We start from the raw sequence: 20,328 nt of genomic DNA, 5'->3' as shown, positions 1-20,328 counted from the left end.
TTGAACTTGTGTAAGTATGTTTAATAAAAAGCCTGTTTGTTAACAGGCTTTTTTTTGATGAAATATTTTTGGTAGTTATGATTTAGCTGACTTAAGATTAGTTACACATTCTCAAACAAGGCTTCAACCTTTTTCTGCAACTCGTCAATGTTGTCAATGTTCGCAGGGGCAATAAAAATAGTGTCGTCTCCCGCTATGGTACCCAATACGCCATCTTTCTGACTTAAGGAGTCTAGTAGTCGTGCGATTAATTGAGCAGCACCAGGACTGGTTCTAATTATCAGCATTACTTTGTTGTGGGAAATATCTAGAACCAACTGCTTTAACGGGCTCTTAGCCGTAGGCATACCCAGTTCAGGAGGCAAACAATACACCATGTCTCCTTTCGCATTGCGGGTTCTTACTGCACCAAATCGACTTAACATACGAGAAATTTTCGATTGGCTAATATTGTCGAAACCTTGATTTTTTAACAAGGTCACGATTTCACTTTGAGAGCCTGCATCTTCAGTTTTTAAAATGTCTTTGAAGGCTTTTATTAATTGTTCTTGCTTTGGACTTGCCATAGTTATTTAATTCTGTCGGTATTATAATTATTTTGTCACAGTGTGCTACACAGAAGGATTTTAATCAATTATTTATGCATAAACATTCATTTTTGTGCATAAATTGCAGGCTTTTATTGAGTTTTGTTCTGTCTTAGCGTACTGTGTCGTCCTCTTCACAAAGACGAAAATTCACAGGAGATTCGTAATGAAAGTAGCCGTACTTGGTGCTGCAGGTGGTATTGGTCAAGCATTATCATTATTGCTTAAAACTCAACTTCCAGCTGGAACTACATTGTCATTATACGACGTTGCCCCAGTTGTTCCTGGTGTAGCGGTTGATCTAAGCCATATTCCTACTGATGTAAAAGTAACAGGTTATGGAAAAGATGACCTTGCTGTTGCACTTGAAGGTTGTGATATCGTACTTATTCCTGCTGGTGTTCCTCGTAAGCCTGGCATGGACCGTTCAGATTTATTTAACATCAATGCAGGTATTGTTAAAAACCTAGTTGAAGCGGTAGCGGACAATTGTCCTAAAGCGTGTTTAGGTATTATTACTAACCCTGTAAATACTACCGTTGCTATTGCTGCGGAAACATTGAAAGCAAAAGGCGTTTACGACAAAAATAAATTGTTTGGTGTAACGACTCTTGATGTTATCCGTTCAGAAACCTTCGTAGCTGAATTGAAAGGCTTAGATGTAGCAAGTGTTCATGTTCCAGTTATTGGTGGTCACTCAGGTACTACAATTCTTCCACTTCTTTCTCAAGTTAAAGGCGTTTCTTTTACTGATGAAGAAGTTGCAAGCTTAACTCCACGTATCCAAAACGCGGGTACTGAAGTTGTTGAAGCTAAGGCCGGCGGCGGTTCTGCTACCTTGTCTATGGGTCAAGCGGCTGCGCGTTTCTGCTTGTCACTTGTAGCAGCAATGAAAGGCGAGAACGTTGTTGAGTACACCTATGTACAAACTGACGACAGCGACGATGCTGCGTTCTTTGCACACCCTGTAAGACTTGGCGTAAATGGCGTAGAAGAAATTCTACCTTATGGCGAACTAAGTGCCTTTGAGCAAGCTGCGAAAGAATCTATGCTTGAAGGTTTACGTGGTGACATCAAACTTGGTGTTGATTTCGTTAACCAGTAAACATCTTATTGCGAATCCTTTATTGGATTTTCGATAGTAAAAAGCCCCTACTTTTTAGGGGCTTTTTTGTGCTTTGAAAAGCGCTATTTGCGTTTGTGGTTATCAGGAACCGCAACCAACTGATCTTCGATGTAAATGCAAGTTGCAGCCACGTCGTCACCATTTCGACCGGCAAAGCTAACTGCTTCATTTTCAGATTTATCGACACAAGCATCAATAGCTTCTTGAGGAGGCTGCCTTGGTGGACCTCGTCGCTCGTCGTTATCATCACCTCTGCTCTGCGCAGCAAAACTGAGCGTGGATGTCACTAATAACATAAAAAATAGACTGATTAATTTCATATCTTATCCTCTTTTTCGATTTCATTTTAAAAGCTAAATTAATGTTAAACCAATATTGTGCAGAATGTGCGGAGATTGAGGTTACATTAAGTGGAACTTCTCAATAGATGTAGAGCTAAAGTGCGCACTTAGTTACACTTGGTATATGAAAATTTCTCAAAAACTATTTTTAACCTTTATCGGCTACACTGCAGTTGTGTTAATTGTGGCCTTGCTATTGGCTCGTTGGAGCTTTCAGCAAGGCTTCTTTGAATTCACAAAAGGCCTTGAGGAGCAACGTTTACAGCGCCTAGCTGATGATTTAATTTTTCGTTATCGTCAAAATGATGAAAGTTGGCAGTTTATTCGGGCAAACTCGTTAGGTGAGTCGTTATCAGATTCACATCACCCAGGACCACCTAGAGGGCCTATAGGGGGCCAAAATAGAAGGCCACCTCCTAGAGGTGTGCCTGAACATAGGAATAGAGATTCACAAATAGGGCCTTTGATTACGCTTTACAGTAATGAAGGTGATTGGTTGTCAGGCGTAAAAGACAAAAGACGGGTTGATGCAATGCTGGTTCATCCTATTTTACTCAACGGCAAACCAATTGGCGAGCTTGTAAGCTGGCCTCCAGCTAAAGAATCTGATGATTTATCTTCGCGCTTTCTCCAACAGCAACTGAATACTAACCTGTTAATTGGTTCGATTTGTCTGCTGATTGCTGGGCTAATTGCATGGGCCTTAACTCTATTTTTGTTGAGGCCCATTCGCGAGCTTCAGACAAGTATATCTACACTAGCAAATGGTCAATATAAGTTACCCGAGTTTAATGGACGAAATGACGAGCTAGGCAATTTGATGAAGAATGTCGAGCATTTAGCGGATACGTTGCACAAAACCAGAGAAGCTAAGAATGAATGGTTTGCTTCAATTTCTCATGAATTAAGAACACCGCTTACTGTATTAATGGGTGAAATTGAAGTGCTGCAAGCCGGCATTCGACCTTTTGACAAAAGTACGTTGTCTTCCCTAGAGCAAGAAATCAAAATGTTAGAAAGACTCGTGGGTGACTTATATCAATTGTCTTTGTCTGATATTGGTGGTTTGAAATATACTTTTGAGTTAATCAATTTTAGCGAAGTAGTACAGGGGGCGTGTGATTCTTTATCTACAAAATATGAATCAAAAGGCTTACTGTTAATTAGACCAAAATGTGGTGACATAATGTGTATGGGGGACCCGACACGCTTGTTGCAGCTAGTGGTAAATATTCTTAATAATTCATTGTTGTATACGGATGCTCCTGGGCAAACTCGGCTGACACTAGAACAACAAAGAGACACTATTTGCTTGCAAATAGAGGATTCAGCTCCTGGGGTTCAGTTGTCTGATTGTTCAGCTTTATTCGAGCCGTTATTTCGACTCGATACCGCAAGAACTCGAAAAGGAAGCGGTGCTGGCTTAGGTTTGGCAATATGTCGCAATATAGTGAAAGCACATCGAGGAAAAATTACGGCATCGCCTAGTGAACAAGGTGGGTTGAAAATAGTAGTGACAATACCGCAAGAAGGGATAAATTATGAATGAAGCGCATACAATACTGATTGTTGAAGATGAGCCTAAAATTGCTCAAATATTGGTGGATTTTCTTACTCTCGAAGGGTTTCAAACTAAGGTTCTTCACGATGGTAAGGATGTTATTGATGTAGTAAAGCAAATATCCCCTGACTTTGTTGTGTTAGATATCATGTTACCTCACAAAGATGGCTTAACCTTGTGCAAAGAAATACGTCAATTTTCGGATGTGCCTATTTTAATGCTAACCGCTCGGGTGGAAGAAATAGATAGGCTAATGGGACTAGGATTCGGCGCTGACGATTATGTTTGTAAACCGTTTTCTGCTAGGGAAGTTGTGGCGCGTATACAAGCAATTCTGCGACGAGTTAGCGCGCCTATAAGTAAAGATGATGAAGATAACTTGTTGGTGTACCGAAGTATCGAGTTAAATATGGAGAAACATATTTGCAAGACTGCAGGTAATACCTTGAACCTAACACCTGTGGAATTTCGTCTTTTGACAGCGTTAATTAAAAAACCTGGTGTGGTATTCTCTAGAGATCAGTTGATGAACGCATGTTATGACGATGGACGGGTTGTCAGTGGCAGAACCATAGATAGTCATATGAAAAATTTACGCCAAAAACTCTCAGTAACCAACCCAGACGACGAGATATTACACGCCGTCTATGGGGTAGGTTATAAAGTAGATTAATTACATATTAACCAGTATTACGCATACCTATTGCAATACCAGCAATGGTAACCATCATTGCTCTTTCAAGTTCGCTTTGACCGGATTCATCGTCTTGCTGTCGGCTGCGTTTTAGCAGCTCAATTTGCAAATAATGAAGCGGCTCTAAGTAGGACGCTCGAATGTTCATCGATTCGCGGCCTTGAGGATCACTTTCCATTATGGTTGATTGTCCTGTGATGGACTTGTGAGCGTCAATACTGAATGTAAGCTCTTCTCGTAATGCATCACCAAAGTGTTTCAGTGAATCAGGTACGAGATGATCATCATAAGCCGCGCAAATACGAGGATCAGCTTTATGGAAAACCATATCTAGCATAGACAAGCGAGAGTAGAAAAACGGCCAGTTAGTATACATGTCATCAATAATGCCGTTGTCATCATTGTCTTTGACAGTTTTTATGGCTTTCATCACGCCTAACCAAGCAGGCAATACCATACGAGTCTGTGCCCATGCGAAAATCCAAGGAATTGCGCGAAGGCTTTCTATTCCGCCAGTAGGTTTACGCTTAGCTGGACGACTACCCAAAGGCAATTTGCCTAATTCTTGCTCAGGTGTGGCAACTCTGAAATAAGGAACAAAATCTTTATGATCGCGCACAATTGAACGGTAATTGTCTCGGCCTGCATTTGCCATTTCGGTCATTTTTTCTCGCCACTCTTGCTTGGGCGAAGGTGGTGGCAGAACCATGGCTTCTAAAATTGCACTTGCGTAAATGCTCAGGCTTCGTTTCGCTAATGACGGCATTCCAAACTTATAACGAATGGTTTCACCTTGTTCAGTCACCCTAAACCCACCATCAAGTGAGCCTGGAGGCTGAGAGTGAATAGCGGCATGTGCAGGTAAACCACCACGACCAATTGTACCACCGCGGCCGTGGAACAGAGTAAGCGTTACGTCTTTTTCTTGTGCTACTGCAACTAGGGCTTCTTGTGATTCATACTGGGCCCAACCTGCAGCAAGTGCACCAGCATCTTTCGCAGAGTCACTGTAGCCAATCATGACGTATTGACGGTCATTGATATACTCGCGATACCAATCAATACTCAATAAGCTTTTCATAACCGTAGGGCTATGATTCAAATCATCGAGAGTTTCGAATAAAGGGGCAACAGGCATTGGCCAGCTAACGCCCATTTCTTGCAGCAATAGCTGTACAGCAAGCACATCTGATGCTTCGCTTGCCATCGAAATAATGTAGATCCCGAACCCTTCTTTTCCGTATTTCGCAATGGTTTTGCAGGTATCTAGCACTTCTTTTACATCGGCGCTAGGGTTCCATTGCTTAGGGAAAAGCGGACGCTTAGAGCTAAGTTCTTTCAGTAAGAAAGCTTGCTTGTCTTGTTCAGACCACTCGCCATAGTCACCTAAATCTAGATAACGAGTAATTTCGCTGAATACATCTGAATGACGCTCTGAATCTTGACGAACATCAAGGCGCAATAGATGAATACCAAAGCAGTATACACGACGTATTGTATCTAACAGCGCGCCGTTAGCGGTAATACTCATACCGCATTGAGATAATGAATCATAACAAAGTTGTAAAGGTGCCAATAATTCTTCATTTGATTCAAGCCAAACACTTTCATCAGTTTGTTGTTTCTTCAAGCGAGCTGCTAAACCATCTCTTGTTTTACGCAGTTTGGCTTGTAGAGGACGCAGTAATTCGCGGTAGGGTTCTTTCGTTTCACCCACTTGGCTCGCAAGTGACTCACTGCAATCGCGCATAGAAAGTTCAACAATAAGCTTTTCTATGTCACTCGCAAACAACTTTGCAGCGCGATGACGAGAAAGAAGTAGCACACTTTCAGTGATTTTAGCGGTAACATTTGGATTTCCGTCTCTATCACCCCCCATCCATGAGCTGAAGTGAACTGGAGCGGCATCTAACGGAAGACCTGTTTCGAAGTGCTCGGTGAGTTTGTCGTCTAATTCACGCAAGAAGTCTGGTACGGCTTCCCAAAGTGAGTTTTCTATTACCGCAAAGCCCCATTTGGCTTCATCTACGGGGGTTGGGCGAACAGAGCGTATTTCTTCGGTGTGCCATGCTTGGCTAATAAGGTCTGCAATTCGGTACTCTACGCGATTGCGTTCGTATTTTGATAATGATGGCTTGTGTAGTTCTTGTAAGCAGGTGGCAAGTTGCCCGTGTTTATGAATAAGTGTTCTACGTGTCACTTCAGTTGGGTGGGCGGTTAGCACTAAATCAATGTCGAGTTTACTCAGTGCTTTTTCCAGATCCTGCTTTTCAATTTTTTTATTTGCATTGTCTGCGAGGTGCTCAAAAACTTGCTCAAGGGCGGAATCTGTATCTAAATTTCCGTTAAATTCTTGTTCCGCAATATTGCCAAGGTTTAAAAATTGAGCGAAAGCACGACCAATAGTCAATAACTTATCGTCGCTGAGTTCGCTAAAAATTTCAGTTAATGCGGTGCTTGCTTGAGTGTCACCTTGATAGGATGCTCTGCCTGTTTTTCTGATAGTTTCGATACGCTCTAACCAGTCTTCCCCTAGTTCATTGAGGATGGTTTCACCAAGTGTTCGGCCTAGATATCGCACTGTATCTTTCAATTCAACATCATAATGTTGTGACATGCAGTTCTCTCTCTTTTTGCAATTAGACTGTCATTTTCTTTCAGAACAGTACCAAATTACAAGTGCAAACCACTCGATTTTACCGACTTTCAGTATAAAGTTTGTGTTAACATTCCCCAATCTAAAGCAATTTTGTAATAATATGACAGGAGTTAACGTGTCAGAAAAATTTTCAACAGTAGAAACGCAGGCCAGTTATGGCATAGGTTTTCAAATGGGCGAGCAGCTTAAATCTAACCCATTTGATGGATTAGCGTTAGACGCAGTTCTAGAAGGGCTAAAAGATGCGTTTGAAGGAACGGAATCAAAAGTAAGTAATGATGATTTGCGCAATTCATTCAACGCTATTCACGAACGTATGCAAGCGGCAAAAACGGAACAATTCCAAGAAGCTATTCAGGCTGGTGAAGCGTTTCTAGCTGAAAATGCGAAAAAAGACGGTATTACTACTACTGAAAGTGGTCTTCAATATGAAGTGATTACTGAAGGTTCTGGCGAAAAACCAACAGGCTCTAGCACAGTAAGAACCCATTATCACGGCACTTTGGTGAGTGGTGATGTATTTGATAGTTCATATGATCGCGGTGAACCAGCGGAATTCCCAGTGAATGGCGTAATTAAAGGTTGGACTGAAGCGTTGCAATTAATGCCTGTGGGATCGAAATGGCGTTTGTATGTACCTCATGACCTTGCCTACGGAGAGCAAGGTGCTGGTGGTGCAATTCAACCTTACTCAACGTTAATTTTCGATGTAGAGTTGTTAGATATCATCGCATAATGTTGATGATTTAGTTTATGTACTCTTGCGCGTTGGGTTGTATAATACTGCGCGCAATGTTCCAACCCGCAATGGAAATGATTATGATCATTAAACCTAAAATTCGAGGATTCATTTGTACCAATGCACACCCAAAAGGATGTGAATCTTTGGTTGGATCTCAAATCGATTATATTAAATCTCAGTCTTTCGACACGTCTGCTGCACCTAAAAACGTATTGGTACTAGGTTGCTCCACCGGATATGGACTGGCTAGCCGCATAACAGCCGCATATGGTTATGGGGCGTCAACACTTGGTGTGTGTTTTGAAAAAGTGCCTACGACTAAGAGGACAGGAACCGCTGGGTGGTATAACACGGCTGCGTTTCATAAATTCGCACAAGATAGCGAATTACAAGCACACACCATTAATGGCGATGCGTTTAGCGACGAAATAAAGCAAGAAGTTATTGAATACGCAAGATCAAAAGGGGTTACATTCGATTTAGTTGTGTATAGCTTGGCATCTCCTCGCCGTACTGACCCAGACACAGGTGTTGTCTATAAATCAACCCTTAAACCAGTTGGCAGCAGTTATAGTACAAAAACCTATGACACAGACAAAGACTTAGTTCACAGCATCGATTTGACGCCGGCATCTGAAGAAGAAATTCAAGACACGGTGAAAGTCATGGGCGGTGAAGATTGGGAACGTTGGATGACCCAGCTTGCCCAAGCTAAGGTTTTATCATCGGGTTGTAAAACTACTGCATATACTTATATCGGTAAAGAACTGACCTGGCCTATTTATGGTCAAGCGACCATTGGTAAAGCGAAAGAAGATTTAGATCGCGCGGCAACTGCGATTATTTCCTCTCTTGATTCTCTTAAGGTAGAAGCGAATGTATCTTCATTGAAAGCCTTAGTAACGCAAGCGAGTTCTGCTATTCCAGTTATGCCGTTATATATTTCATTGATATACCGGGTTATGAAGGACCAAGGTACCCACGAAGGCTGTATCGAGCAAATCAAAGGCTTGTTTAGCTCGTGTCTTTACAGTGACAATGCCGATGTTGATGAACTCAATCGTTATAGAATGGATGGCATTGAGACTAATGATGATACTCAAGCGTTAATTAAAGCGTTATGGGATCAAGTGACCCAAGATAATTTCCATCAATTGAGTGATTACGAAGGCTATCATCAGGACTTTTTGAACCTGTTTGGTTTTGGTGTTGCTGATGTTGATTATGATGCAGACATTGCGCCAGATGTAAGCTGGTAAAATTGTAACGGTTTTTTCCAGCTCTATTGGTATAAATTTACAGTTAAGGCATCTTATTCATAGCGCAAAATACTTTCTTAGTGCTAAAATTAGAGGGATATGCCATTTTGCTTGTCAAAATGGCATATCAGCCTAATTTCTAAGCTACAAAAATAATAAAATCATATAATAAAAACAGACAATATCATTTGCATAGCGAAACCTTTATTCCGAGCGCCGCGTATAGAGCGTTATGCAAATGATATTTTAATTACAGAGTAGTGCGATAAGTATGATAAAAATCAAAAAAGGTCTCGACCTTCCTATTGCAGGAGCGCCCGAGCAACGCATTGATAAAGGTGCGTTGGTGACACGGGTTGCCTTGTTAGGGGAAGAGTTCGTGGGAATGCGTCCTACCATGCATGTGCAGGTGGGTGATAAAGTTAAAAAGGGTCAGCTTGTTTTTGAAGACAAAAAAAACCCAGGAGTAAAGTTTACTGCTTCTGCTGCGGGTGAAATTGTTGAAATTAACAGGGGTGCTAAACGGGTTCTACAGTCTGTTGTTATCAAAAAAGACGGTGATGACAAAGAACTGTTTCCAACGTTTGACGAAGCGAGCTTAAGCCAAGCAAGTCGTGAAGCTGTTGAAGCGGTTTTAGTTGACTCGGGCGCATGGACTGGGCTTCGTACTCGTCCTTTTAGTAAGGTGCCGGCATTGGGTAGTGAAGCTAAGGCGATCTTCGTTAACGCCATGGATACTAATCCATTAGCAGCAGAACCGAGTGTTATTATTGCTGAAAGAGAGCAGGATTTCGTCCACGGATTACGAGCACTTCGGGTTTTAACTGAAGGCGATGTCTTTGTTTGTAGTGCTCCTGACGTAAATATTCCTACAGGCGATGTGAAAGTTGTTCGCGAAACCTTTAGCGGGCCACACCCTGCAGGTTTAGTGGGTACTCATATCCATCATTTGTGTTCAGCTGGAGTGAATAGAACAGTTTGGCATGTGAGTTATCAAGACGTTATCGCTATTGGTAGTTTACTTAAAACTGGTGAAGTTGACTCTAGTAGAGTTGTTGCATTAGCTGGTCCAGCAGCATCTAAGCCGCGTTTAGTTGCTACTGAGCTTGGTGCCGATCTCGCTGAACTTACCGCATCAGAAACCGCCATTGAAAACGTTCGAGTTATCTCCGGTTCTGTGCTTAGAGGTACTAATGCACACGGTGTTCACGGATTTTTAGGTCGCTATCACATACAAGTTTCACTTATTAAAGAAGACCGTGAGAAAAAACTATTTGGATGGATTACTCCAGGTGGTGATAAACATTCGGTTACTCGTGCTTACCTTGGTCATTTATCAGGAAGTAAATCCTTTGATATGACTTCTACAACTAATGGTTCAGATCGTTCTATGGTGCCAATTGGCAATTACGAACGAGTAATGCCACTTGATATTCTACCTACATTATTACTGAGAGATATTTTATCTGGTGATACTGATGGAGCTCAATCTTTGGGCTGCTTAGAGTTGGATGAAGAAGATTTAGCATTGTGTAGTTATGTGTGTCCCGGTAAATACGATTACGATACCGTGCTACGAGAATGCTTGAATACTATAGAAAAGGAAGGGTAATCCATGAGCTTAAAAGATTACTTAGAAAAAATTGAACCAGATTTTGAGCCCGGTGGCCGTTTTGAAAAATGGTATGCCTTGTATGAAGCCGCTGCGACGGTTTTCTATACGCCAGGACTGGTAAATAAATCGACGACCCATGTTAAAGACAGTATCGATTTAAAACGTATTATGATCATGGTGTGGATGGCGACATTCCCAGCTATGTTTTACGGTATGTACAACGTTGGTGTACAAGCCAATAGCGCGATTGTTGCTGGTGCCGGAACGCTGCCAGATACATGGCAGGCAGGTTTATTTTCATTACTTGGCGGAACTTTAGGCGCGGATGCAGGACTATTTACCTTGTTCCTTTACGGTGCTTGCTTCTTCTTACCTATCTACGCCGTTGTTTTCGTTGTTGGTGGATTTTGGGAAGTATTGTTTGCTTCAATTCGAAAACACGAAGTCAATGAAGGTTTCTTTGTTACCTCTGTGTTATTCGCGTTAACGCTGCCAGCGACCATTCCTTTATGGCAAGTGGCATTAGGTATCACCTTTGGTGTGGTTATCGCTAAAGAAGTCTTTGGTGGTACAGGGCGGAACTTCTTGAACCCTGCTTTGGCTGGTCGAGCGTTTTTATTCTTCGCTTATCCTGCACAAATTTCGGGTAATACGGTTTGGACTGCTGCGGATGGTTTTTCTGGCGCTACAATGCTTGGACAAGCTGCATCAGGTGAGTTGGACTATACCAATATGACACTTTGGTGGGATGCATTCTTCGGTAACATCCAAGGTTCTGTTGGTGAAGTATCAACACTTGCACTTATGCTTGGTGGTTTAGCTATCATTTATATGCGTATTGCATCTTGGCGCATTGTACTAGGTGTATTAGGCGGAATGGCTGCATTTAGTACTTTGTTGAACTTCATCGGTAGTGATACTAACCCTATGTTCGCCATGCCGTTTTATTGGCATTTGGTAACAGGTGGCTTTGCCTTCGGTCTATTTTTTATGGCAACAGATCCAGTATCTGCGTCGTTTACGAATAAAGGTAAATGGTCATTTGGTATCTTGATTGGCTTTATGGTGGTGTTAATTCGAGTGATTAACCCTGCGTTTCCTGAAGGCATGATGCTAGCAATTTTATTCGCAAATTTATGGGCGCCGTTGTTCGACTTCTTTGTTGCACAAGGCAATATTAAGAGGAGGGCTGCTCGTGGCTGCTAAAGAATCTATCGGTAAAACAGTCGGTGTTGTTGTTGCTGTTTGCTTAGTGTGTTCGATTATTGTGTCGGGCTCAGCAATTGGTTTAAGAGACAAGCAACAAGAAAACGCTAGACTGGATGTTCGCACCAATATTTTGGATGCTGCGGGCGTTCTATCTAAAGCTGAAGGTCAAATTAGTACTTATTTTGATGACAACATCGAAACAAAGTATTTAGAACTTAAAACGGGCCAGTTTGTTGATATGCCAGTGGGCTACACAACTATTGAAGCTGCCGCACGTGACCCAGAAACCAGTCATAAACCTGAAGACGACTTTGCAAAACTGTTGCGTCAACCTAATGTTGTTCCCGTGTATTTTGCGAAAGACGACAACGGAAACTTAGACACCATTGTTGTTCCTGTATACGGAGCTGGGCTTTGGGGCATAATGCGTGCTTTCTTGGCTGTGGATGTTGACGGTGTAACCACCAAAAACTTGGTTTATTACGAGCACTCAGAAACTCCGGGATTAGGCGCAGAAGTTTTGAATCCTAAGTGGAAAGCACTTTGGGATGGCAAAAAACTGTATGACGAAAACGGTAATACGGCTATTAAAATAGTTAAAGGTGGCGCACAACCTGGCGATGTTTTTGGCGTTGATGCTTTATCTGGTGCGACATTGACGAGTAATGGTGTTCAATCCACGCTTGATTATTGGTTAGGTAACAATGGTTACCAAGCTTTCTTCGCAAATAAACCTTGGAAGTCATAAGGGGCTCATCATGGCAGACACTAAAGAAATGAAAAAGGTGTTAACTGGCCCTGTGCTAGATAATAACCCTATTGCCTTGCAAATCCTCGGAGTTTGCTCGGCATTAGCCGTAACAACAAAGTTAGATAAAGCTGTGGTAATGGCGCTGGCGGTAATTTCAGTTACCGCTTTATCAAACTTTTTTATCTCATTAATACGCAACCAAATACCTTCATCTGTTCGAATTATTGTTCAAATGACGGTAATTGCATCTCTGGTTATAGTTGTTGACCAAGTGCTTAAAGCATACAACTACGGCATGTCTAAAGAGTTATCCGTATTTGTTGGTCTTATTATTACAAACTGTATCGTAATGGGACGTGCCGAAGCTTTTGCAATGAAAAGCACACCGGGAATTGCTTTCCTCGATGGTATAGGTAACGGACTAGGTTATGGTTTTGTACTTGTTGTTGTTGGCTTCTTTAAAGAGTTATTAGGTTTCGGTACCTTGTTTGGATTTGAAATATTCCAAACAGTACAGAATGGGGGCTGGTATCAACCAAATGGCTTGCTTATTTTGCCATTTAGCTCGTTCTTCTTAATTGGCTTGTTAGTGTGGGCAATTCGTACCGCTAAAACAGACCAAGTAGAGCCTAAGGGATAATTATGGAACATTATTTAAGTTTATTAGTTCGCTCTATTTTCATTGAAAATATGGCCCTTACATTCTTTTTAGGAATGTGTACTTTCTTAGCGGTATCTAAGAAAGTGAAAACGTCTATGGGACTAGGTGTGGCTGTTATTGTGGTTTTAACCATTTCAGTACCTGCTAACCAAGTTATTTATAGTGCAGTACTTGCTCCTGGCGCTTTAGACTGGCTTGGATTTCCTGATGCTGATTTAAGCTTCTTGCAATTCTTAACCTTCATTGGGGTTATCGCTGCGTTAGTACAAATATTAGAAATGGCGTTAGATAAGTTCTTCCCGCCTTTGTACAACGCTTTGGGTATTTTCCTGCCTTTGATTACGGTGAACTGCGCAATATTTGGTGGCGTTGCCTTCATGGTGCAACGCGATTACAACTTTACTGAGAGTATTGTATACGGGTTCGGTAGTGGCTGTGGTTGGGCGTTAGCAATTGTGCTTTTAGCTGCAGTACGAGAAAAACTAAAGTATGCAGATATGCCAGAAGGCATTCGTGGTCTGGGCTCAGTGTTTATTACCGCAGGATTGATGGCTTTTGGTTTTCAGTCATTCAGCGGCATTGCGCTGTAACTATTAGCAGTAAGGAATAATTGATTATGAACCCAGAAATTTTACTCGGTGTCGGTATGTTTGTTGCCATCGTTTTGGTGCTGGTTTTTGTGATTCTTTTCGCAAAATCTCGTTTAGTGCCTAGCGGTGAAGTTACAATTTTAATTAATAACGATCCAGAAAAAGCAATAAAAGCTCAACCTGGAGACAAGTTGCTTGGCGCATTAGCCAATGCAGGCATATTTGTTTCTTCAGCGTGTGGTGGTGGTGGTTCTTGTGGCCAATGTCGCGTTGATATACACGACGGTGGTGGTGAGATATTACCAACAGAACTTGATCACATTAGTAAGAAAGAAGCAAAAGAAGGTTGTCGTTTATCTTGTCAGGTTGCTATCAAGCAAGATATGAATATTGAGCTTGAAGAAGAAATCTTTGGTGTTAAAAAATGGGAATGTGAAGTTATCTCTAACGATAACAAAGCGACCTTTATCAAAGAATTCAAAATAGCCATTCCTGATGGTGAAAGTGTTCCTTTTAAAGCCGGTGGTTATATTCAAATTGAAGCGCCCGCTCACCATGTTAAATATAAAGAATTTGATATTCCTGAAGAGTATCGCGGTGATTGGGAGCATTTCGGCTTCTTTGACGTTGAATCTAAAGTAGACGAAGAAACCATTCGTGCCTACTCAATGGCGAACTACCCTGAAGAAGAAGGTATTATTATGCTGAACGTGCGTATCGCTACGCCGCCGCCTAATAATTTAACCTTACCTGCAGGTAAAATGTCATCTTATATCTGGAACTGTAAGCCAGGTGACAAAGTGACTATCTCTGGACCTTTCGGAGAGTTCTTTGCGAAAGAGACTGAAAATGAAATGGTCTTCGTTGGTGGTGGTGCTGGTATGGCGCCAATGCGTTCACATATTTTCGACCAACTTCGTCGATTAAAATCAAAGCGTAAGATGAGCTTTTGGTACGGTGCTCGTTCTGCTCGTGAAATGTTCTATGTTGAAGATTTCGATATGCTTGCAAAAGAAAACGAAAACTTTGATTGGCATGTGGCGTTGTCAGATCCGCAAAAAGAAGATAACTGGGAAGGGTACACAGGGTTTATTCATAACGTATTGTTAGAGAATTACCTTAAAGATCACCCTGCGCCAGAAGAATGTGAATTCTATATGTGTGGTCCTCCTATGATGAACGCAGCCGTTATTGGCATGCTAAAAGACTTAGGTGTGGAAGACGAAAACATCATGCTAGATGATTTCGGTGGATAACATCGGGTTTAATTATTAAAAAAGGGGCGTTGGCCCCTTTTTTGTTGAAACTATTAGCGGAGTTGTGGTTTGAATTTTAAGTCTGTATTGAATGCTGTGTTTGTTCTATTGCTGTTAGGTTGCAGTAAAGAACCACAACATACTGAGCTACATATAAGCGGCGCGACTATGGGGACTCAATACAATATCAAGTTTCCCGAAAACGAAGATATTGATGTCGAGGTGTTTAAAGCAGATGTCACTAAGCGTTTATTTGAAATTAATAAATTGATGTCTACTTATGACCCAGAGTCCGAACTGTCCCGTTTAAATCAGTATCGATATACCAAGCCTTTTCCTATATCTGAAGAAACCGCACTGGTTCTTGAAGAAGCGATTAGGCTGGGGGAGTTAAGTGATGGTGTTCTTGATGTTACCGTTGGGCCGCTGGTTAATTTGTGGGGATTTGGTCCGACGAAAAGGCCAGAAACGATTCCTACTGATGAAGCGGTAAAACAAATACGCGAGTATGTTGGGTTAGATAAATTCAGGTTGTCAGGTAACTCGGTAACTAAGTTACATTCTTTGCTTTATATTGATTTATCTACCATTGCTAAAGGTTATGCCGTCGACGAACTAGCTCGACTGTTAGAACAAGCTAATGTGACTAATTATTTGGTCGAAATTGGTGGTGAAATGCGCGTCAGCGGGAAAAAGTCCAGCGGTAAAGCGTGGAGTATCGCCGTTGAAAAACCCATTACTCAAGGTCGTGCTGTTCAACGTATTATCTCAATTGGCAATAATGCAATTGCGACCTCAGGAGATTATCGTAACTATTATGAAGAGGATGGTGTTCGCTATTCTCATTTAATTAATCCAAAAACGGGAAAGCCAATACAACATAACACGGTCTCTGTAGCTGTTGTGCACCCATCGTCAATGGTTGCTGATGGGTTGGCGACCGCATTTAATGTAATGGGTGTGGAAAAGGCACTGGCCCTTGCCAATGAAAATGATATTGCTGCTTTAGTTATAGTGAAAAACGGCGACAAATTTGAAGAACTAACCTCGTCGACATTTGACGACGTGGTAGAGACTTATTAGGTGAAATGATGTCTACATTTATTTTAGCGTTCGCGCTATTTCTTATTGTTATTGTGGCAATGGCATTAGGTTACATACTGCAAAGCAAATCTATTGCGGGTTCATGTGGTGGTTTGGGAGCGGTAGGAATAGAAAAAGCTTGTGATTGTCCTGAACCCTGTGATCGGAAAAAATCCCGTATGGAGCGGGATGAACTTCGGCAAAGCAAGCTGGATGAATGGAAAAAGAATCAAATTCTTTAAGACCTTGCGATAATTCACGGTGCAAAGAAAAATTGCGCATATCGACATGGATGCATTTTATGTGTCGGTGGAAATTAGAGACAACCCCAGCTTAGCGGGAAAACCCGTTGCAGTTGGGGGAAAATCGGACAGGCGGGGAGTGTTATCTACCTGTAACTACATTGCCAGAAAATTTGGTGTGAGCTCCGCTATGCCTACCGCTATGGCAATAAAAAAGTGTCCGCACCTTGTTGTTGTTCCTGGTCGAATGGATGTTTACGTTGCGGTAAGTAAGCAAATACGAAGTGTATTTGAACGATTTACCGAAAAAATAGAGCCTTTATCATTAGATGAAGCCTATTTAGATTTAACCGAGTGCAGTTTTCATCATGGCTCGGCGACCCTGATTGCTCAGCAAATTCGACAAGACATTTTCCATGCGACAGGACTTACGGCGTCGGCGGGTATTGCGCCTATAAAGTACCTTGCAAAAATTGCCTCAGATATGAACAAGCCCAATGGGCAATTCACTATAGCGCCAAACGACGTCACCGCTTTCATTGACACAATGAAGCTAAATAAGATCCCAGGTGTTGGTAAGGTAACCAATGAGAAATTAAAGCACCTTGGTTTGTTTACAGGGCGTGACGTTGTAAAGAGTGACATTGAATTTTTAACCAAGCATTTTGGGAAAATGGGCGCTGTTTTATGGGACCGGTGCCACGGTATCGACCCGCGGGAAGTGGAAGTGTCTAGGATCAGAAAATCTGTGGGTGTAGAGCAGACGTTTTCTGAAGATATTCATTCCTTACCCGAATTACAGCGTATTGTGAGCGAGGTCTTATTACCGCAACTCATTAGGCGAGTTGAACCTCACCTTAAAACAAGAGAGATAGATAAACTAGGTGTGAAAGTTAAATTTCAAGATTTTCATATCACCACCAAAGAACAAAAGCACAGCGACATAGACGACACTCTTATTTTTCAGTTATTAGCACAAGCTATTGAACGAGGGAAAGGTAAGTCAGTACGCCTACTCGGGTTGCATGTCGCCTTTACTGATAATTCACACAACTTTAAACAATTACCATTAGATTTTGACGATAAACACAGGACAATATAATGTTAGAAAAAGGCATTTACGCTCACTATAAAGGTCCACAGTATCAGGTACATGATGTTGCGAAGCACAGTGAAACAGAAGAATGGATGGTGGTATATTCACCTTTGTATGGTGACGAAGCAAGTCGACATTTGTGGGTTAGGCCTTTAACTATGTTTACAGAAAGCGTAGAAATTGATGGTGTGGCCCAACCTAGATTTAAATTGATTGAATCTTAAACGCAATTTATAAATTGCCATTGTTAGTCTTACTATAACGAGAGAAAAAAGAATGATAATAAAAAATAAATTTGCTGTATTTGCGCTAGGTGTAGCTTTAATTAGCAGTTCAGTTCAGGCGCAAAATACCTTAGACGAAGTGAAAGTGACGTCGAAGACGCTACGAGGCTCAGTTAATGCCATTCATGGCGCAGGTGGTAATATCGGTGTGTCGGCAGGAAAAGACGGCGTACTCATTATTGATGACCAATATGCCCCGCTTGCTGAAAAGATAGCATCGGCATTAGGTGAACTTGGCAGCGACAAACCTAAGTATATCGTCAACACTCATTTTCACGGCGATCATACAGGTTCAAATGCCTTTTTCCGCGAGCAAAAAGACGCCACTATTTTTGCCCATGCCAATGTACGCATTCGCCTAGCCAGTGGGGAAAATGTTAACCCTGCGAGCTTGCCCGTTGTAACTTATGAATCTGGTATTCAATTCCATTTTAACGATGAAACCATTCATGTTTTTCACTTACCTAGCGCACATACGGATGGCGACAGTGCAGTATGGTTTGAACAACCCGATGTGTTACATGCAGGTGATGTATTTTTTAATGGGCTTTTTCCGTTTATTGATTTAGATGGCGGTGGTTCAGTTCCTGGGTATATTGCTGCTGTAGAAACATTGTTGAACAAAGTCGATGATGACACCATCATCATTCCCGGCCACGGCGAAATCGCAGACAAAGCAGATTTAGAAGCCTTTTTAACCATGATTAAAGTGACAAATACTAAAGTTGATGCACTGAAAGCCTCTGGTATGTCTGAAGATGATGTGGTGAAGACTGGACTAGGTGAAGAGTGGAAAAGTTGGGATTGGAATTTTATTAGTGAAGAACGCTGGATACGTACACTTTATCAAAGTTGATTTTTAAATTAGTGATGTACTCGCGGTCTATTTTTTAATTTACACCGCGAGTACTTTATTATTAATTTTGATTGCGGTACTTTTCTTCTCCAGCAATCCACGTACTTTGTACTTCTAGTTTCCACAAATCTTGTTTTGAAATCTTAAACGGGTCTTGATCGACTAAAATAAAGTCTGCCCAAAAGCCCGGCGCTAAACGGCCAACCTTATCTTCCATATGAGATGCGTAAGCCGCAGTTCGGGTAAATCCATCTAAAGCCTGCTCTAGAGTAAGCGCTTCGTTGGCATACCAGCCTTCAACCGGTTGATTTTCTCTACTTTGGCGAGTTACCGCAGCGTGAATACCATAGAATGGATTCGCCAGCTCTACTGGAAAGTCGGAACCTAATGGCAGGCGTGAACCCAACTTGATTAGGGTTTGCCATGCGTATGCGCCTTTTATTCGTTCATGACCTACACGGGACTCTGCCATATTCATATCACTGGTAGCATGGGTTGGTTGCATTGAAGGCAACACACCTAAGGAAGGGAAACGAGCAAGGTCGTCAACATTGATCACTTGGGCGTGTTCCACGCGGTGGCGGTATTCTTTGCCACCTTGTTTTTTAAATACGGCCTCAAAGGTATCTAAAGCGAGTCGATTCGCACGATCACCGATAGCGTGGTAGTTAATTTGAAATTTATTGGCCGCAATATGACTAAACAAATCGAACATTTTATCTTCAGGAGTAAGGAGCAACCCTTGTTCGCTTGGTTTGTCTGAATAGGGTGTAAGCAAGGCGGCACCTCTGCTGCCTAGTGCGCCATCACCATACACTTTCACCGAACGAATAGACAGCATGTCTTCTGCATCTTGGATGTATCCGTTGGACAACATCTTTTCTATATCTGGGTCTGTGGCCGCTACCATAGCGTAAATACGAATAGGTAATTGGTTCTGAGCGGCTTTAATAATATAAAACTCGTATTGGTCTCGTGTAATACCTGCGTCGTGCATACCTGTAACACCTTGAGACAGCAAATGCTCACTGGCGAGTGTGAGTTGCTGGTGCATTGTCGAAAAGTCCACTTCGGGAAGCACAGCGCGAATGAGGTTCATAGCTTTATCGATAAGCACACCTGTAGGTTCACCGTTTTCGTCTTTAACAATAATGCCACCTTCTGGATTGGGGGTGTCTTTGGTAATTTGCGCGACAGCAAGGGCTTTAGAATTGACCCACATAGCGTGACCGTCTACACGCATTAACATCATAGGTAAGGGCGAATCGACGTCGTCTAAAGAATGTCGAGTAGGAAATGATTTACTTGACCACAGTTCTTGGTTCCACCCTCTGCCTAATAGCCACGATGCACCCAAGCTATTTTTTGCCACTTGTTTTACTCTCGATACCGAGTCAGCTTCTGAAGTTGTTCCACGTAAGTTCACTTGTCTGAGCTGGTCGCCTAACCCCAGTAAGTGACCATGGGCGTCGATCAATCCGGGTAGCATGACTTTACCTTTGCCATCAATTTTTTTCTCTGCTTGGGCAATGTCTGATGGTGACGGGTTAAGTGAAACTACCTTGCCGTTATCGACAAGTAAACTTTGAAAACCCACTGTTTTGCCGTTTTCATCTAATGTGTAACCTGTCACATTGGTTACTACTAAATCAAAAGCAAAACTCGGTAGTGAGATCAATACAAAAAGAAGCGTGCTGATAGCTTTCATAGCGTTCC

General features: G+C 42.0%; 20 protein-coding genes. 16 read left to right on the top strand and 4 right to left on the bottom strand.

Annotation, left to right across the window (positions count from 1 at the left end; all coding sequences use genetic code 11):
* Positions 1–101 precede the first annotated feature (101 nt).
* Positions 102–566: a transcriptional regulator ArgR gene (gene argR / locus J3L16_RS02465; RefSeq protein ID WP_207611300.1), complete on the bottom strand. Its 465-nt coding sequence runs from the start codon at positions 564–566 to the stop codon at positions 102–104.
* A 187-nt stretch (positions 567–753) separates the two neighbouring features.
* Between argR and mdh the strand changes: the two genes are divergently transcribed.
* Positions 754–1,692, top strand: a complete 939-nt coding sequence (gene mdh / locus J3L16_RS02460; RefSeq protein WP_207611299.1) for a malate dehydrogenase — start codon at positions 754–756, stop codon at positions 1,690–1,692.
* 83 nt (positions 1,693–1,775) lie between these two features.
* Here the strand turns inward: mdh and J3L16_RS02455 are convergent, their stop codons facing one another.
* Positions 1,776–2,033, bottom strand: coding sequence for a hypothetical protein (locus J3L16_RS02455; protein ID WP_207611298.1), 258 nt, complete (start codon positions 2,031–2,033; stop codon positions 1,776–1,778).
* A gap of 145 nt (positions 2,034–2,178) precedes the next feature.
* On the opposite strand from J3L16_RS02455, the gene J3L16_RS02450 reads away from it, so the two are divergent.
* Together J3L16_RS02450 and J3L16_RS02445 are read left to right on the top strand one after the other, a co-directional pair.
* A complete protein-coding gene (locus J3L16_RS02450) occupies positions 2,179–3,603 on the top strand; it encodes an ATP-binding protein (protein ID WP_207611297.1) in 1,425 nt (474 codons plus the stop codon).
* On the top strand, positions 3,596–4,288 hold the full coding sequence (locus J3L16_RS02445) for a response regulator (RefSeq protein ID WP_207611296.1): 693 nt from the start codon (positions 3,596–3,598) through the stop codon (positions 4,286–4,288). Before J3L16_RS02450 ends, J3L16_RS02445 begins: the two co-directional genes overlap by 8 nt.
* A 7-nt stretch (positions 4,289–4,295) precedes the next feature.
* Here J3L16_RS02445 and ppc read toward each other — a convergent pair whose 3' ends face one another.
* Positions 4,296–6,926, bottom strand: a complete 2,631-nt coding sequence (ppc, locus tag J3L16_RS02440; RefSeq protein WP_207611295.1) for a phosphoenolpyruvate carboxylase — start codon at positions 6,924–6,926, stop codon at positions 4,296–4,298.
* Positions 6,927–7,083: 157 nt separating this feature from the next.
* Between ppc and J3L16_RS02435 the strand changes: the two genes are divergently transcribed.
* The 13 genes from J3L16_RS02435 to J3L16_RS02375 all read left to right on the top strand — a co-directional run bounded on the left by J3L16_RS02435 (position 7,084) and on the right by J3L16_RS02375 (position 18,612).
* A complete protein-coding gene (locus J3L16_RS02435; RefSeq protein ID WP_347564633.1) occupies positions 7,084–7,704 on the top strand; it encodes an FKBP-type peptidyl-prolyl cis-trans isomerase in 621 nt (206 codons plus the stop codon).
* 83 nt (positions 7,705–7,787) lie between these two features.
* The gene (gene fabV, locus J3L16_RS02430; RefSeq protein ID WP_207611293.1) at positions 7,788–8,969 is read left to right on the top strand and encodes an enoyl-ACP reductase FabV; all 1,182 of its coding nucleotides are present in this window, start codon (positions 7,788–7,790) and stop codon (positions 8,967–8,969) included.
* 271 nt (positions 8,970–9,240) lie between these two features.
* The gene (locus tag J3L16_RS02425; protein WP_207611292.1) at positions 9,241–10,581 is read left to right on the top strand and encodes a Na(+)-translocating NADH-quinone reductase subunit A; all 1,341 of its coding nucleotides are present in this window, start codon (positions 9,241–9,243) and stop codon (positions 10,579–10,581) included.
* A gap of 3 nt (positions 10,582–10,584) precedes the next feature.
* Complete coding sequence (locus tag J3L16_RS02420) at positions 10,585–11,790, top strand: NADH:ubiquinone reductase (Na(+)-transporting) subunit B (protein ID WP_207611291.1); 1,206 nt, start codon at positions 10,585–10,587, stop codon at positions 11,788–11,790.
* Positions 11,780–12,541, top strand: coding sequence for a Na(+)-translocating NADH-quinone reductase subunit C (locus J3L16_RS02415; RefSeq protein ID WP_347564632.1), 762 nt, complete (start codon positions 11,780–11,782; stop codon positions 12,539–12,541). The genes J3L16_RS02420 and J3L16_RS02415 overlap by 11 nt, the downstream gene beginning before the upstream one ends.
* A 10-nt stretch (positions 12,542–12,551) precedes the next feature.
* Positions 12,552–13,184: an NADH:ubiquinone reductase (Na(+)-transporting) subunit D gene (locus tag J3L16_RS02410; RefSeq protein ID WP_207611290.1), complete on the top strand. Its 633-nt coding sequence runs from the start codon at positions 12,552–12,554 to the stop codon at positions 13,182–13,184.
* A gap of 2 nt (positions 13,185–13,186) precedes the next feature.
* A complete protein-coding gene (gene nqrE / locus J3L16_RS02405; RefSeq protein ID WP_207611289.1) occupies positions 13,187–13,795 on the top strand; it encodes an NADH:ubiquinone reductase (Na(+)-transporting) subunit E in 609 nt (202 codons plus the stop codon).
* 26 nt (positions 13,796–13,821) lie between these two features.
* A complete protein-coding gene (nqrF, locus tag J3L16_RS02400) occupies positions 13,822–15,051 on the top strand; it encodes an NADH:ubiquinone reductase (Na(+)-transporting) subunit F (protein ID WP_207611288.1) in 1,230 nt (409 codons plus the stop codon).
* Positions 15,052–15,120: 69 nt separating this feature from the next.
* On the top strand, positions 15,121–16,134 hold the full coding sequence (locus J3L16_RS02395; RefSeq protein ID WP_242698623.1) for an FAD:protein FMN transferase: 1,014 nt from the start codon (positions 15,121–15,123) through the stop codon (positions 16,132–16,134).
* 8 nt (positions 16,135–16,142) lie between these two features.
* On the top strand, positions 16,143–16,376 hold the full coding sequence (nqrM, locus tag J3L16_RS02390) for a (Na+)-NQR maturation NqrM (RefSeq protein ID WP_207611287.1): 234 nt from the start codon (positions 16,143–16,145) through the stop codon (positions 16,374–16,376).
* A 19-nt stretch (positions 16,377–16,395) separates the two neighbouring features.
* Positions 16,396–17,478: a DNA polymerase IV gene (gene dinB, locus J3L16_RS02385; RefSeq protein WP_207611286.1), complete on the top strand. Its 1,083-nt coding sequence runs from the start codon at positions 16,396–16,398 to the stop codon at positions 17,476–17,478.
* Positions 17,475–17,696, top strand: coding sequence for a DUF1653 domain-containing protein (locus J3L16_RS02380; protein WP_207611571.1), 222 nt, complete (start codon positions 17,475–17,477; stop codon positions 17,694–17,696). The genes dinB and J3L16_RS02380 overlap by 4 nt, the downstream gene beginning before the upstream one ends.
* Positions 17,697–17,748: 52 nt before the next feature.
* Entirely contained in the window at positions 17,749–18,612 is an 864-nt protein-coding gene (locus J3L16_RS02375; RefSeq protein WP_207611285.1) for an MBL fold metallo-hydrolase, read from the top strand.
* Between the two features lie 61 nt (positions 18,613–18,673).
* Here the strand turns inward: J3L16_RS02375 and J3L16_RS02370 are convergent, their stop codons facing one another.
* A complete protein-coding gene (locus J3L16_RS02370) occupies positions 18,674–20,320 on the bottom strand; it encodes an amidohydrolase (RefSeq protein ID WP_207611284.1) in 1,647 nt (548 codons plus the stop codon).
* Positions 20,321–20,328 lie beyond the last annotated feature (8 nt).

The sequence above is a fragment of the Alteromonas sp. 5E99-2 genome (assembly GCF_017368475.1).
Taxonomy (GTDB): Bacteria; Pseudomonadota; Gammaproteobacteria; order Enterobacterales; family Alteromonadaceae; genus Alteromonas_F.
This window is presented reverse-complemented; position numbering and strand designations above follow the sequence as displayed.

What these genes read in the sequence shown, in the direction of transcription:
- argR (WP_207611300.1), bottom strand. Translation starts at nt 566, where the DNA reads ATGGCAAGTCCAAAGCAAGAACAATTAATAAAAGCCTTCAAAGACATT.
- mdh (WP_207611299.1), top strand. Translation starts at nt 754, where the DNA reads ATGAAAGTAGCCGTACTTGGTGCTGCAGGTGGTATTGGTCAAGCATTA.
- J3L16_RS02455 (WP_207611298.1), bottom strand. Translation starts at nt 2,033, where the DNA reads ATGAAATTAATCAGTCTATTTTTTATGTTATTAGTGACATCCACGCTC.
- J3L16_RS02450 (WP_207611297.1), top strand. Translation starts at nt 2,179, where the DNA reads ATGAAAATTTCTCAAAAACTATTTTTAACCTTTATCGGCTACACTGCA.
- J3L16_RS02445 (WP_207611296.1), top strand. Translation starts at nt 3,596, where the DNA reads ATGAATGAAGCGCATACAATACTGATTGTTGAAGATGAGCCTAAAATT.
- ppc (WP_207611295.1), bottom strand. Translation starts at nt 6,926, where the DNA reads ATGTCACAACATTATGATGTTGAATTGAAAGATACAGTGCGATATCTA.
- fabV (WP_207611293.1), top strand. Translation starts at nt 7,788, where the DNA reads ATGATCATTAAACCTAAAATTCGAGGATTCATTTGTACCAATGCACAC.
- J3L16_RS02425 (WP_207611292.1), top strand. Translation starts at nt 9,241, where the DNA reads ATGATAAAAATCAAAAAAGGTCTCGACCTTCCTATTGCAGGAGCGCCC.
- J3L16_RS02420 (WP_207611291.1), top strand. Translation starts at nt 10,585, where the DNA reads ATGAGCTTAAAAGATTACTTAGAAAAAATTGAACCAGATTTTGAGCCC.
- J3L16_RS02410 (WP_207611290.1), top strand. Translation starts at nt 12,552, where the DNA reads ATGGCAGACACTAAAGAAATGAAAAAGGTGTTAACTGGCCCTGTGCTA.
- nqrE (WP_207611289.1), top strand. Translation starts at nt 13,187, where the DNA reads ATGGAACATTATTTAAGTTTATTAGTTCGCTCTATTTTCATTGAAAAT.
- nqrF (WP_207611288.1), top strand. Translation starts at nt 13,822, where the DNA reads ATGAACCCAGAAATTTTACTCGGTGTCGGTATGTTTGTTGCCATCGTT.
- nqrM (WP_207611287.1), top strand. Translation starts at nt 16,143, where the DNA reads ATGTCTACATTTATTTTAGCGTTCGCGCTATTTCTTATTGTTATTGTG.
- J3L16_RS02375 (WP_207611285.1), top strand. Translation starts at nt 17,749, where the DNA reads ATGATAATAAAAAATAAATTTGCTGTATTTGCGCTAGGTGTAGCTTTA.
- J3L16_RS02370 (WP_207611284.1), bottom strand. Translation starts at nt 20,320, where the DNA reads ATGAAAGCTATCAGCACGCTTCTTTTTGTATTGATCTCACTACCGAGT.